Annotated in this window: 13 protein-coding genes and 1 pseudogene; 8 read left to right on the top strand and 6 right to left on the bottom strand. The window is 44.7% G+C overall.

Going from position 1 to position 13,028, the window contains the following annotated elements; genetic code table 11:
• Positions 1–271: 271 nt before the first annotated feature.
• The 6 genes from fldA (at position 272) to HMPREF3034_RS03480 (ending at position 5,238) form a co-directional block, all read left to right on the top strand.
• Positions 272–766, top strand: a complete 495-nt coding sequence (gene fldA, locus HMPREF3034_RS03505; RefSeq protein WP_062433223.1) for a flavodoxin FldA — start codon at positions 272–274, stop codon at positions 764–766.
• A gap of 54 nt (positions 767–820) precedes the next feature.
• Entirely contained in the window at positions 821–1,186 is a 366-nt protein-coding gene (locus HMPREF3034_RS03500; protein ID WP_062433220.1) for a DUF2023 family protein, read from the top strand.
• Positions 1,187–1,787: 601 nt separating this feature from the next.
• Positions 1,788–3,248: an ATP-dependent DNA helicase gene (locus HMPREF3034_RS03495; RefSeq protein WP_062433226.1), complete on the top strand. Its 1,461-nt coding sequence runs from the start codon at positions 1,788–1,790 to the stop codon at positions 3,246–3,248.
• Positions 3,249–3,262: 14 nt separating this feature from the next.
• On the top strand, positions 3,263–3,790 hold the full coding sequence (locus HMPREF3034_RS03490; protein WP_052053035.1) for a TlpA family protein disulfide reductase: 528 nt from the start codon (positions 3,263–3,265) through the stop codon (positions 3,788–3,790).
• Positions 3,781–4,422, top strand: coding sequence for a SprT-like domain-containing protein (locus tag HMPREF3034_RS03485; RefSeq protein ID WP_036900722.1), 642 nt, complete (start codon positions 3,781–3,783; stop codon positions 4,420–4,422). Before HMPREF3034_RS03490 ends, HMPREF3034_RS03485 begins: the two co-directional genes overlap by 10 nt.
• Before the next feature lie 9 nt (positions 4,423–4,431).
• On the top strand, positions 4,432–5,238 hold the full coding sequence (locus HMPREF3034_RS03480) for a TrmH family RNA methyltransferase (RefSeq protein ID WP_036900719.1): 807 nt from the start codon (positions 4,432–4,434) through the stop codon (positions 5,236–5,238).
• Between the two features lie 90 nt (positions 5,239–5,328).
• Here the strand turns inward: HMPREF3034_RS03480 and alaS are convergent, their stop codons facing one another.
• Complete coding sequence (gene alaS, locus HMPREF3034_RS03475) at positions 5,329–7,950, bottom strand: alanine--tRNA ligase (RefSeq protein ID WP_062433217.1); 2,622 nt, start codon at positions 7,948–7,950, stop codon at positions 5,329–5,331.
• Positions 7,951–8,062: 112 nt separating this feature from the next.
• Here alaS and HMPREF3034_RS03470 point away from each other — a divergent pair, with 112 nt between their 5' ends.
• Both HMPREF3034_RS03470 and HMPREF3034_RS03465 read left to right on the top strand, forming a co-directional pair.
• On the top strand, positions 8,063–8,413 hold the full coding sequence (locus tag HMPREF3034_RS03470) for a MerR family transcriptional regulator (protein WP_036900900.1): 351 nt from the start codon (positions 8,063–8,065) through the stop codon (positions 8,411–8,413).
• Between the two features lie 454 nt (positions 8,414–8,867).
• Complete coding sequence (locus HMPREF3034_RS03465) at positions 8,868–9,101, top strand: DUF2188 domain-containing protein (RefSeq protein ID WP_082721681.1); 234 nt, start codon at positions 8,868–8,870, stop codon at positions 9,099–9,101.
• A gap of 82 nt (positions 9,102–9,183) precedes the next feature.
• Here HMPREF3034_RS03465 and HMPREF3034_RS03460 read toward each other — a convergent pair whose 3' ends face one another.
• The 5 genes and pseudogenes from HMPREF3034_RS03460 to HMPREF3034_RS03440 form a co-directional block, all read right to left on the bottom strand.
• Complete coding sequence (locus tag HMPREF3034_RS03460) at positions 9,184–10,242, bottom strand: relaxase/mobilization nuclease domain-containing protein (RefSeq protein ID WP_062433211.1); 1,059 nt, start codon at positions 10,240–10,242, stop codon at positions 9,184–9,186.
• A complete protein-coding gene (locus HMPREF3034_RS03455) occupies positions 10,226–10,657 on the bottom strand; it encodes a plasmid mobilization protein (RefSeq protein ID WP_062433208.1) in 432 nt (143 codons plus the stop codon). Before HMPREF3034_RS03455 ends, HMPREF3034_RS03460 begins: the two co-directional genes overlap by 17 nt.
• Positions 10,658–11,021: 364 nt before the next feature.
• Positions 11,022–11,573 (bottom strand): DUF3408 domain-containing protein, encoded by a 552-nt coding sequence (locus HMPREF3034_RS03450; protein ID WP_062433205.1) that lies wholly within the window; start codon positions 11,571–11,573, stop codon positions 11,022–11,024.
• 4 nt (positions 11,574–11,577) lie between these two features.
• Positions 11,578–11,907 (bottom strand): annotated as a pseudogene (locus tag HMPREF3034_RS03445) (toprim domain-containing protein); the annotation flags it as partial.
• Between the two features lie 212 nt (positions 11,908–12,119).
• The coding region (locus tag HMPREF3034_RS03440; protein WP_062433198.1) for a VapE domain-containing protein at positions 12,120–13,028 on the bottom strand (909 nt) is incomplete at its 5' end.

The following is a 13,028-nucleotide window of genomic DNA, read 5'->3' as shown; positions in this document are numbered from 1 at the left end:
AGAGAGTGTATCAATTTTGACACACCCTCTTTTTTTATGCCTAATATCTCATTGTTGGTATTAAGCTGGCAATTCATGTCGCTTTAGAAAGTCCTTGGTAACAATTGTGTCTATCTATCATTGGTAGTCGACTGATAATTTTCATAGTTAGACTTTCATATTATCACTATTTATAGGTATTTGGTAAAAACACTATTTCTAGGTATTGTAAGATATGTGGATTGGTATTAACTTTGCAACGTTGAGTTTTGAATAATAAAAAATAAAAGATATGAAAAAGACAATCGTAATTTATGGTTCCTCTACAGGAACATGTCAGAGTTTGGCAGAGACCGTTGCTAGCAAGCTAGGTGTAGAATCTTTGGATGTCGCTAATTTGACAGAAGACGTATTGAAAGAGAATGACAACCTCATTTTGGGTACTTCTACATGGGGCAGTGGTGAACTGCAAGATGACTGGTACGATGGTTTGAAGATGCTAAAGGCAGTCGATTTGGCTGGTAAGACGGTTGCTCTCTTCGGTTGTGGTGATAGTGAATCGTATGGTGACACATTCTGTGGAGCAATGAAAGAACTCTACGATGCTGTTCAGGATGCCGGTGCTACCGTTGTTGGTGCAGTGTCTACCGATGGTTATACATTCGATGATAGTGACGCCGTAGTCGATGGCCAGTTCATTGGATTGGCTCTTGACGATGTCAACGAAGACGATAAGACTGAAAGTCGCATTGATGCTTGGCTTGAAAGTATCAAGTCTAGCCTATAATAGAAAAACGAAATTAGACGATTAAATATTTACGACGATAGTAAGAGGAATAGCATGCAGCAGACTGAGTTGATACCAGCCGACATGAAGGTACTGATGAATCATATCTATGAATATCAGAAAGGAGTGCGCCAAATGGTACTCTTCACTTTCAACAAGCGATATGAACAGTTTGCACTTCAGCGCCTTGAACGTCAGAATATCAGCTACATTGTACAACAGGTAGACGGTACTCGACTTAATCTTTTCTTTGGTCGCAAGGAATGTCTGGATGCTATTCGTCTTTTCGTCACTCGTCCGTTGAGCCAACTTACGCCCGAAGAAGACTTTATCTTGGGTGCCATGTTGGGCTACGACATCCGGATGCAGTGCGAACGCTATTGTCAACGCAAGTGTAAATCGTGCAAACAAGCACAATAAGACAACACAGAGATTAAACTATACAAGTCTTGTAAGTGTGGAAGTATGGAGAAGTTAAGAGGAGTTAAAACCTCATAGAGGCTTGGAGTCAACAGACATTTGTCCATTAACTCCTTTTGCTATTCTAGCGCCTGTAAGGCGTTTTACTCCTAATAACTCCGAAGTAGAGTTTCATTATGAGACTTTGATTAAATGAGATAAATCTTGTTCGCTAAATAAAAATTCATAATGTTTTTGTATAATATGTAATAGGGTGGCTGTGAAGCTACCCTTTTATGTTTTTATGCTATGAGTTTTGCTTTTCTCTTTTATGCTCTATAGTGCAAGGATGAATTCCAGTCCATCTCACAACCTAAGAACTTATCAACTCAAAGACTAACTAACTCATCTCCCATTTCATCCTCCCTCCCTTTTTGGGGAGGGTTGGGGTGGGGCTATAAGGGGCGGAGAGAGGTTGCTGCAAAGCTTTCGCAATATTGCTGCCTTGCCTATGCAGCAATGCTGTTTGGTTTTTGCAGTCTTGCTGCACTGCCTTTGCAGTGAGATGAGTGGTTTTTCTTTGCCAATTCAGAGTAATTCTCTATATTTGCAAGAACATTGTATGATTAGCGACGAAATAAAATATGAGATAGTTCAAGCCTTTGGTTTTGAACCCACAGCCGACCAGTGTCATGCGCTCAATGTGTTTGCTCAATTCCTTACCGACCGCTCTCCTGAAGCCGTCATGATACTGCGTGGCAGTGCCGGAACGGGAAAGACGAGTCTGGCCGGAGCCATTGTGCGCACGATGAAGAAGCTGAAGCAACGTGTATTATTGCTGGCTCCGACGGGGCGTGCAGCCAAGGTGTTTGCGCTCAATAGTGAGCATGAGGCTTACACCATTCATCGTCGCATCTATCGGGAGAAGGTTTATGAGGGGCTTGATGGGCAGTTCAACCTCAATCGCAATACGTATCGCGACACGCTTTTCATGGTCGATGAGAGTTCGATGATAGCTAATCAAGGCCTCGGAGATAGTAGCTTTGGTTCAGGAAGATTGCTCGATGACCTTGTGAAGTTCGTCTATGAAGGGCAGAACGACCGTCTGTTACTTATCGGAGATAAGGCTCAGCTGCCCCCGGTGGGCGAAATTGAGTCACCGGCATTGAGCGCTCAGCAATTGGCCGGTTATGGATTGCGTGTATATGAGTGCGATTTGGACGAGGTGTTACGACAGAGTAGTGAGAGTGGAATACTCTATAATGCCACGACTATTCGCCGAATGATAACGCTCGATACGGCTACCACGATGCCAAAATTGCGGTTCCAAGGCTTTGCCGACATCGTGATGGTACCGGGAAATGAACTGGTAGACGCGTTAGCGAGTAGCTATAGCCATGTAGGAATGGATGAGACCACGGTGATAACGCGTAGTAATAAGCGTGCCAACATCTACAATCAGGGTATTCGTGGGAGCGTGCTTGACCGTGAAGATGTACTGAATACGGGCGATTTGCTGATGATAGTGAAGAACAACTATTACTGGGTAACCGAGGAAAATGCACGTGCTGTTGAGGGCGAGAAGTGCCCGATGTCGTTCATAGCCAATGGCGATAGGGCGGTAGTATTGAAGGTTCGCAATATTCGCGACCTGTATGGATTCAGCTTTGCCGACGTTTTACTGCGCTTCCCCGATTATGATGATTATGAGATGCAGACCACGGTGGTGCTTGATTCGTTGACAACTGAATCGCCGGCACTGACACGTGAGCAAAACGAACGGTTGTATCAAGGTGTGATGGAAGACTACGCCGACCTCTCGACGAAGACTGCTCGGCTCACAGAATTGCGTAAAGACATTTATTTCAATGCCTTGCAAATCAAATATGGGTATAGCTTTACGTGTCATAAAGCGCAGGGCGGACAGTGGTCGCATGTGTATATAGACCAAGGATATATGCCCGACGACATGCTGACGCCTGATTATATACACTGGTTGTACACGGCTTTTACACGTGCAACGGAGAAGTTGTTCCTTGTCAATTGGCCGAAATCGCAGATAGAAGAACAGATTATAAAATAGAGATTAAAGATAAGATGATGATGAAGAAAATGTTGATGGCGGCCTTGATGCTGCTTTCTGCGGTAGGCGTGAAAGCGCAGACTGCAGTCGTAGACGAAGATGTGCAGTACGCAACCGAACTGTTGAAGATAGGAACTGTGGCTCCTACATTTAGTTTAAAACAACCCGATGGCACGATATTTCATTCCACTAGCTTGAAAGGAAAGATTGTCGTACTTGATTTCTGGGCTTCTTGGTGCCCAGATTGCCGTAAGGATTTGCCCCGTGTCGTGAAACTCTGGAATGAGTATAAAGACTGTGTTGCATTTGTAGGAATCTCTTTTGATACCGATAAAACGAATTGGGAGAATGCTATTAAGAAGTATGGACTGGGATATATTAACGTCAGCGAGCTGAAGAAGATGCGCGAATCGGCTATCGCAAAGGCGTATGGTGTGCACTGGATTCCGTCTACTTACATCCTAGATAAGGATGGAAAGGTGGTTCTAGGTACTGTGATGATAGATAAATTGGAAAAGACTTTGCGAGAATTATGCAAGTAACCTCGGAGTGGATGGGGAAGTGGTTCGACCGTTTCAACCATGAATATTTCGGTGGAAAACTCCCTCGTCCGCTATTGGGGACATCGAAATCACGCACTAGGCTGGGTACGATGTCGTGTAAACGAGCCACACGGTGGGGCAAGACGCGTTATTATGATTTCGCTATCAAGCTCAGTAACTATTACGATCAGAGCGAGCGTGAGTTTCAAAACGTGCTGTTGCACGAGATGATACATTATAGTATAGCCTATACCGGATTGAAAGATACGGCACCACATGGTGTTGTTTTTAAGAGCATGATGGATGCTTTGAATCGACGGTATGGGTGGGAAATACGTATTACAAGTCGTCGACGGGAGGTTGCTCCACGCCGAATGGTTGAGAAAGAGCGACTCATCTTGGCTGTGGAACTGGCTTCCGGTGACCGTGTTCTCTCTGTCGTGAATCCTCAATATGCCCAACGGCTGGATGCTGTGGCACGTAGAATACACGACTTTAGCAACTATGGGTGGTACACATCTACCGATGCCTATTTCCAAGATTTCCCACAAGTGCGTAGTCTTCGTGGTCGCAGGGTAGACCAAGATACGTACGAGAACAAACTGGCCGAGATGAGACAAGTGGTTCTATAAATTCAAAAGATGGCAATAATAGAAATAAAATCGCTGACAGAACCGGGTGTTGAGGTGTTCTCAACGCTCACTGAAGCGCAGTTGCGGAGTCGAAAAGACCCGCAAAATGCGGTATTTATAGCTGAAAGTCCGAAGGTTATTAAGGTGGCATTGGATGCTGGATACCAGCCTGTTTCTCTGCTTTGTGAGCGTCGACACATCATGGGTGATGCGGCAGAAATTATCGAACGCTGTGGCGATATACCTGTATATACGGGCGACCGCGAGTTGTTGGCCCAGCTGACGGGCTACACTTTGACGCGCGGAGTGCTTTGTGCCATGCGTCGCCCGCATGCTTGTAGTGTGGAAGAGGTGTGCCGTGGTGCGCGTAGAATCGTGGTAATAGATGGCGTTGTAGACACGACGAACATTGGAGCTATCTTTCGTTCGGCCGCAGCATTGGGCATTGATGGTGTCTTACTCACCACTTCTTCTTGTGATCCGTTGAACCGTCGTGCCGTGAGAGTGTCTATGGGCTCGGTATTTCTCGTGCCTTGGACGTGGTTGGAATCACCCGTTAGCAGTCTCAACGATTTAGGCTTCCGCACTGCTGCAATGGCTTTGACCAATCAGTCTATCCCCCTTGGCGATCCAAGACTCACCGATATACATAAGCTAGCCATCGTGATGGGGACGGAAGGAGATGGACTTTCGCGCGAGACTATCGCCCAAACCGACTATGTAGTACGTATCCCCATGTCGCATCATGTGGACTCTCTCAATGTGGCAGCGGCTGCTGCCGTCGCCTTTTGGGAGCTAAGGATCAAGGAAGAGTAGTTTTCTTTCTTGGTAATACAAATAAAAAGCCACTGCTCTTTTTAGAACAGTGGCTTTCTTAATATGTGTTTTGATGTTGCAATAATCTAATTATAGATTGGCCAACTCAATGACTTTATCGACCGCAGCATGCAATCCATCGAGGCTTTTACCGCCTGCTTGTGCGTAATGAGGCTGTCCACCGCCACCTCCCTGTATCAGTTTGGCAGCCTCACGGATAATCTTTCCGGCATTTAAATCGTGGTCTTTAACCATGTCATCGCTGAACATGACGCTCAACATAGGTTTATCATTGGCTGTAGAACCGATGGCACAAACTAGTTGGGTAGGGATAGCTTCACGAATCTTGAATACTAAATCCTTGGCAGCAGCAGCTTCCAAAGGTACGACAGCTTTTACTACTGAAATGCCATTGACATTCTCTGCACGCTTAATAATTTCTTGTTTGAGTCTCTCAACTGCCTGTGCTTGGAAACGTTCGATGTCTTTCTTCATGCTATCGTGTTCACTGATGAACTTCGTGATAGCTGCTTTCAAATCCTTACTGTTGTTGAAGAGTGCCTTGATGTCGTTCATCGTATCTTCCAAAGCATAGACAGCTTCCTCGCAAGCTTTACCTGTCAAAGCCTCGATACGGCGTACACCGGCAGCTACCGAACTCTCGCTGACAATCTTGAACAGCCCGATTCGTCCTGTACTTGTGGCATGAATACCACCACAGAATTCACAAGAAGGACCGAAACGAACCACGCGTACCTTGTCACCATACTTCTCTCCGAACAGAGCTACGGCTCCCATGGCCTTCGCTTCTTCCATCGGCGTGTCGCGATGTTCGTCAAGTGGATAGTCCTGACGAATCATTTCGTTGACCATACGTTCTACTTGGCGCAGTTCTTCGTCGGTAACTTTCTGGAAATGTGAGAAGTCGAAGCGCAACGTTTCGGCACTTACGTAAGAGCCTTTCTGCTCTACGTGGTCGCCCAATACCTGTTTCAAGGCGTAATCTATCAAGTGAGTAGCCGTGTGGTTGGCTGCGCTGGCGTTGCGTTTATCAATGTCTACACATGCCATGAAGTCGGCTTCGAGATTCTTAGGCAACTCTTTGATGATGTGAATGCTTTGGTTGTTCTCGCGCTTGGTGTCGATAATATCAACCGTTTCGTCCTCTGAAACAAGTATACCGGTATCACCTACCTGTCCACCCATTTCTCCATAGAACGGCGTATGATTCAGTACGACTTCGAAGAATGTATTCTTTTTCTGTTTCACTTGGCGATAACGAAGGATACGACATTCATATTCTGTATAGTCATAACCTACGAATTCCTGTTCTCCTTCTTTCAAAACAACCCAGTCACCATTCTCTACTACAGCTGCATTACGGGCACGAGCTTTCTGTTTCTGCATCTCTTCATCGAACTGCTTCTCGTCGACTGTGTAGCCATTTTCACGTAGAATGAGTTCTGTAAGGTCGAGAGGGAAGCCGTAAGTATCGAACAAACGGAATGCTTCTGCACCGTCTAGCTCGGTTTTACCATGTGCTTTCAGCTCCTCCATATCGCCATTGAGCAGGTTGATACCTTTCTCTAAAGTGCGTAAGAAACTGTCTTCCTCTTCCTTGATGACACGAGCGATGAGCTCTTGCTGGGCGGGTAACTCCGGATAAGCAACTCCCATTTCCCGAACCAGAACGGGTATCAGCTTGAACATGAAAGCAGATTTCTGCCCTAAGAAAGTATAAGCATAGCGTACGGCACGGCGTAAGATACGTCGGATAACGTATCCGGCTTTGGCATTACTAGGTAATTGGCCGTCGGCAATAGAGAACGCTACGGCTCTCAAGTGGTCGGCAATAACGCGCATAGCTACGTCGATTTCTTCCTTACTACCGTATTTCAAATCAGATAGATGTTCAATCTCTTTGATGATAGGTTGGAAAATATCAGTGTCGTAGTTGGAATGTTTGCCTTGCAACATACGTACTAAGCGTTCGAATCCCATACCGGTATCAATCACGTGCATAGGCAATGACTCCAGTGAACCGTCAGATTTGCGAGCAAACTGCATGAATACGATGTTCCAAATCTCAATGACTTGGGGATTGTCTTGGTTTACTAATTCGCGTCCGGGAACCGTTGCTTTCTCCTCTTCAGGACGAGAATCTACGTGAATCTCAGAACAAGGACCGCATGGACCGGTATCGCCCATCTCCCAAAAGTTATCGTGTTTGTTGCCATCGATGATGTGGTCGGCAGGTAAATGCTTTGCCCAATGACTGGCAGCTTCGTCATCGCGGGGGATATTATCTTCGGGTGAGCCCTCGAATACAGTTACATATAGATCCTTAGGGTCTAGATGTAACACGTCTACCAAGTATTCCCAAGCGTAGTCGATAGCTTCTTCTTTGAAGTAATCACCAAAACTCCAGTTGCCCAACATTTCGAACATGGTGTGGTGGTACGTGTCGTGTCCCACCTCTTCCAAGTCGTTGTGCTTGCCACTTACGCGTAGACACTTCTGTGAGTCGGTACGTCTACGTGGGTCGGGCTGCTTGGTTCCGAGGATAATATCTTTCCACTGGTTCATTCCAGCATTCGTAAACATGAGGGTAGGGTCGTCCTTTATCACCATAGGAGCGGACGGTACAATGACGTGTCCTTTTGATTCGAAGAACTTTTTATACGAATCACGGATCTCATTTGCTGTCATCATCTTATATAACTTTAAATTTAATTCATTGGAAAAACATTTGCAAAGATACCGAGTTTTGCGTATTTTTGCAAATAAAATCGGTTAATGTTTTACTAATTGGACACCTAAAAGCATGGCACTGAATCTAAATAAGAATCTTAAGCTGTATTACTCTATCAAAGAAGTAGCACAGATGTTCGACATCAATGAGAGTACATTGCGGTATTGGGAAACCGAGTTTCCGCGCCTACGTCCTAAGACTCAGTCGGCAACTAAGGTGCGTCAATATACCGAAAAAGACATAGAGCAGGTTAAGATTATCTACAATCTTGTGAAGGTGAGGGGCTTTAAGCTTGCTGCCGCTCGTAAGATGTTGAATGAAAACAGGCAGGGTGTAGAGAAGACTGCCGAGGTATTGGAGTCTCTGATGTCTGTACGCGACCAATTAAAAGAACTCAAACGCCATATGGATGGTTTGGTCTGATTGGGCCAAACCATTTGTTTTTCATAGTAATTTAATACACTTAGCGAGCTAAGATAATATCTAAAATACAACTTGTTGAAAATAAAGAAGTTACATTGTTGGCATAACTGAACAGGTAACGATTTGGAAACGAGCGAGCTACTTGGCTTTGCTGTTTTCTGCCTAACAAAGAACGCTTGTTATTCTGTCTGCAAAGATAATATTTTGTTACCGAATAACAAGCGCTTTGGATGAAATATACCTAATAATTTTTATCTTTCTATAAGCTATATGAAATTATAGAATCTGTTACAAACTGAAATTAGAAACAGATTGTTTTATCATAAAAACGAAAAAATAATATTTTTAATTTTTGGCACCATAATTGCTATTTTGCTTTTAGATATGCTGTTATTGCACCGTAGCGGAATCGGAAGGACACCGTAAGCAAAACTATCAACTAAAAATGATTGATATGAGAAAAGAAATTCATGTTGTTTCTAATCCAGACGGAGGGTGGGACGCAAAGCGACCAAATGCAGACAGAGCCTCAAAACACTTTGAAACAAAGAAGGAGGCAATGGACTGGGGACGCAATCTTGCCAAGAAAGAAGGGGCAGAACTTATTCCTCATGGAAAGGATGGAAAGATTCAGAATCCTAATAGTTATGGTAATGACTCTTGCCCTCCAAAAGACATGAAACATTAACGTCATCTAAGAAGACAGGGAGTGTCAAATTGGCACTCCCTGCTAGTTTATCACCATGAAACAAAAGATCCTACCAACTGTATCATAGTCTTCGTCCTCTCTTTTTCTTGTTCGCTTGGTATCTGAGCTTGCGCTGCCATGCTGCTTCGGCATAATCATCGCCCTGTGCGGTTGGTGTAATCATCCCGCCTAAGCCTTCCAACACTTCATCGACTACGCTCATGGCAATATCAGCCACTGCGTCAATGGGACTTTGCATTTGTGGGATGTCATTGTCTCGTGAGATAGAGGAACGGCTTTTGGGTACAAGTTGATAACCTGTATCAGGCTGTTCGTTCTTTTCTATCGGTTCCAGTATCGTTTGGTGTGGTCTTTTTAATACTTCTTTGTTAGTTGGTTCAAAGTTCTTCTTCAGGGAACGGTAGCCAAACTCTCTGCCTACTTCCGATGCCTTGAACGAATATTCTCCGTATGAGAACTTCAAGCCATAGACCTTGCTCTGCTTGTTCTTCATACGATCTATGGTTACTCCGTGCTTGTTCAGTTCATAGAGGAACATAGAATGTCCTGTGATACCTGTACTTTTGTACTTTTCAAGTAGGGCATAGCATATTCTTTGTAGTTCTCTCTTTGTTTCCTCTCTTGTGGGATTGTCTTTTGCTTTCTGATGTTTCCTTTTGATTTTGACTTCCTCTGCAATGGTTAAGCCTTTCTCCCTGCTGATTTCCTCTGTTATTCTTGCAGCCTTGTTGCTTACAAAGGTGGTATCATAAACTTCTCCGTACAGGCTGATGCGGTTGGCGATAATGTGGATATGCCTGTTGTCTGTATCCTTGTGCGTTACTGCCACCCACTGATGGTTGTCAAGTCCCATTTTCTTGGCAAACAGATGGGCTATTTGGGCAAGTTCAGAAACTGATAGTTTCTTCTCGTCCTGTGGTGCAATGCCGATTTCGATGCGCAGGAATTTGTTTCTGCATCTGGTATTGTAATCGCTGACTAACTTCATTTCCTCGTAAATAGCCTTTGATTCTTTGCTACAAATGTTATGGAAGGCAAGCCGATTACCCAGCTTGCCCTCTCTGAAGATATAGTCCAATGCAGTACTTCCGTGCGCTATCGCCTTACACTTTCCTATCATACCTCGGCAGATTTAAGACCTTATATATATCGTCACCAATGCGGAAGTGAGGGTCGAAAAAACGCTTAAATGCTTCCTTGGCACATATGGAAAGGTTCTTGGTTATCGGCACCCATGACTCGTCCTTTATCCTGATGAGGTTGGAAACCTGTGCGTAGTACATTCCCGTTCGGTGGAGTACGGCAATGGCTTCCTTTTCATTGTCGGTCATCTTGGGAACGGCAATCACTTCACCTCCCATTAGCATCTCACGGCAGTACTCGGAGAACTTCCGACCCGTACTCTCCGCCTTTGCCTTGATGCGCTGCTTCTCCTCCAAAGTACACCTAACCTTGATGAACTCCGTCTTGTTCATCTGTTTTTCTTCATTGTCCTTCTGCTGCCATTGGGTAGCTTTTCTTCTGTATTTCTTCATATAAGTTTCTCTGAAAGTTAATCATTATGGATGATTCGTTGCTGCTTAATTTCTGAATGATGACCGATGAGAACGGAGTGATTACGGTCTAATCTCCCCGACTGTTTATCGAGGGGAGCAAGCGCAGTTTGTGGGTACAAACTGACGTCTTGCAATAGCTGCTGAAATGCCGATAACGCCTTGGGGCGTTTCCCCTGCCGAAAGTGAATGCACGGCATTCCGTGTCTAACTGCGTTCGTGGCATTCTCACCGTTCAGGCATTGGACTAATAATTATGGTTTTATTTCTTTTGGGGGAGGGTCGAGGGTTTCAGAGAAAAGGGATGACCTTTTTACGAAAAAAAACTCGACCCTTTTTCTCACGCTTATAGCTTTCTCCACTTCTCTATATCCTCGTGGTATTCCTCCAAATGACTGCGTACAAGATTTTCTATGAAACTTGAGAGATTGCTGCCCCTGTCGCCCAATCTTCGCACGATGAGGTCTGCACGTTCCTGTGTTTCCTTGCTCAGATAGACAGCCTTCCTATTACTGAGTCTAGCAGGTAAAAGATAGGCTTGCTTGTAGGCTTCAAGCGTCTCCTTCCTCATCTTGGCACTGATGCGTTTCTGAACGGGAACGCTCTCGGAGTGCTGCGGACGCTCGTCATTCTGCGGTCGTTTGGCATTCTGCGATTGCCCGATATGCCGTGCCATCCTGGATTGCTCTGATTGCTCCGTGGAACACTCCGATTGGATTTTTGCCGTGCGTTTTTCCTGCTGCAGTGCATCCTCTATCGGCTCTTCCATGGGAGCGGTACTTCCCTTTAATGCGACTTCATTTTGCGTTGTCGGCACACTGCCGTCTTCGTCATATCCTCCGTTCAGAAACCACTCGAGGCTCTTATCCGCTTCTGTAGTGTTCATATTCTTTTCCATGTTTTTATCTCATTTTATGTTTAACTTGTTTTACCTTTATGAGGTTGGTTTGTGTTTGTGGCATCTTCAGTGATTGTCTTTTCTGCTGTTCACGCACCCTATGGACGTGATATTCGTTGAGGTCTTTGAAGCTCCTGTAATGCACGGACATATCCTCCACCTTAAATCCTGCTTTCACTAAATCTTCAGTTGTCCTCCGCCCTGCCTCGTCATTGTCGAGGAAGGTACGGATAGAGGATACCTGACTGTCATTAAGGTAGCAGATACTTCTTGCCACATTGCTAATGGAGTTCATCACAAGACAATGGTTGGTAACTTCTTCTTTCATTGTTATTATAATTATTAATTGAAAATTTATTTATTCTGATTTTAATATCGGATTATATTTTGATTATGCTGATAGGGCAAACTTCATTTATTCTTTTTCGTTTCCTAAAGTTTTTCCCCTAAAAACTTTTTTCACTTTCTTCTTACTACATATATTTTGATTGTAAGTGATTGACATTCAGGTATGAGTTGTAGTAAACAACTATACTACATACGCTACTACATCAAACTACTACAACTATTTACCAGTGGGCAGGGGTGGATTTTCCTAATCTTATACACATAGACAGGACTACAACCCTCACGCCTCTTGCTTACCTTTTCAAAGCCAGCTCTTTTGAGTGCTTCGCCCATACGTTTGAGTGTCAAAGGCTGATGGGTATAGATGCCTAAATAAGCGAGTATTTCGGTAGTGGTCATATAAGCACAATGAGGATTGTCCTCTGTTGGCTTTTCAAAACAGCGTAATAGTAGTTCCATTTCTGCGGTCTGTACTTGGAAGTCCTCACTCTCCTTGTAGAGTTCCGTGATTTCTTCATCGTTAAACCAATATCGAAAGCCTGCGTTTAACAAGGCTTTGGCTTCGGTATAGACAGCATCCATAGAGATAGCTTTAGCTCGTTCAATATCAATGGATATCACCTCAAACGGAAGGAATCGTCTGCTTCCTGTGGGGTCAGTCAGGAAATCATTGCCGTTTACCGATGCCACGAAGCTCGCCAAGTGAGGATGTTCCTCCACATATTTGTCGTAGGGCATACGGTATTTGACCATCGGGCAGGTGATGAGGTTTTTCAGTTCGTTCTCGTCCCGCTTATTGAGGGCTTTGAGCTGGTCGTCAATGTTTACGATGAGGTTCTGCCCGATATAGGTAAGTGTGTCCTTCTCCTGCGGGTATATCTTTCCTGTGTAGCTGTAACCGCGCAGAGCAGAAGGACAGAGCAGGTCAAGGAACGTTGTCTTGAACTTTCCCTGTTCTCCTGTCAGTACAAGGCAGGTGTGGTTACGACACTCTCGGTCGTCCATAGCATTGGCAACAACTGCAACGAGCCATTTGGTAAGATAGGACAGCCACTTTTCGGAGTTGCGGATGGTAACTGGAAAAGCCACACTAATTTGACCCACCCT

The organism is Prevotella sp. DNF00663, assembly GCF_001553265.1.
GTDB lineage: Bacteria > Bacteroidota > Bacteroidia > Bacteroidales > Bacteroidaceae > Prevotella.
Note: the sequence above shows the minus strand (reverse complement) of the source record. Positions and strands in the feature narration are given on the sequence as shown.

Bases quoted from the DNA above. Each gene is read 5' to 3' on its own strand.
- fldA (WP_062433223.1), top strand. From the start codon at position 272: ATGAAAAAGACAATCGTAATTTATGGTTCCTCTACAGGAACATGTCAG.
- HMPREF3034_RS03500 (WP_062433220.1), top strand. From the start codon at position 821: ATGCAGCAGACTGAGTTGATACCAGCCGACATGAAGGTACTGATGAAT.
- HMPREF3034_RS03495 (WP_062433226.1), top strand. From the start codon at position 1,788: ATGATTAGCGACGAAATAAAATATGAGATAGTTCAAGCCTTTGGTTTT.
- HMPREF3034_RS03490 (WP_052053035.1), top strand. From the start codon at position 3,263: ATGATGATGAAGAAAATGTTGATGGCGGCCTTGATGCTGCTTTCTGCG.
- HMPREF3034_RS03485 (WP_036900722.1), top strand. From the start codon at position 3,781: ATGCAAGTAACCTCGGAGTGGATGGGGAAGTGGTTCGACCGTTTCAAC.
- HMPREF3034_RS03480 (WP_036900719.1), top strand. From the start codon at position 4,432: ATGGCAATAATAGAAATAAAATCGCTGACAGAACCGGGTGTTGAGGTG.
- alaS (WP_062433217.1), bottom strand. From the start codon at position 7,950: ATGATGACAGCAAATGAGATCCGTGATTCGTATAAAAAGTTCTTCGAA.
- HMPREF3034_RS03470 (WP_036900900.1), top strand. From the start codon at position 8,063: ATGGCACTGAATCTAAATAAGAATCTTAAGCTGTATTACTCTATCAAA.
- HMPREF3034_RS03465 (WP_082721681.1), top strand. From the start codon at position 8,868: ATGAGAAAAGAAATTCATGTTGTTTCTAATCCAGACGGAGGGTGGGAC.
- HMPREF3034_RS03460 (WP_062433211.1), bottom strand. From the start codon at position 10,242: ATGATAGGAAAGTGTAAGGCGATAGCGCACGGAAGTACTGCATTGGAC.
- HMPREF3034_RS03455 (WP_062433208.1), bottom strand. From the start codon at position 10,657: ATGAAGAAATACAGAAGAAAAGCTACCCAATGGCAGCAGAAGGACAAT.
- HMPREF3034_RS03450 (WP_062433205.1), bottom strand. From the start codon at position 11,573: ATGGAAAAGAATATGAACACTACAGAAGCGGATAAGAGCCTCGAGTGG.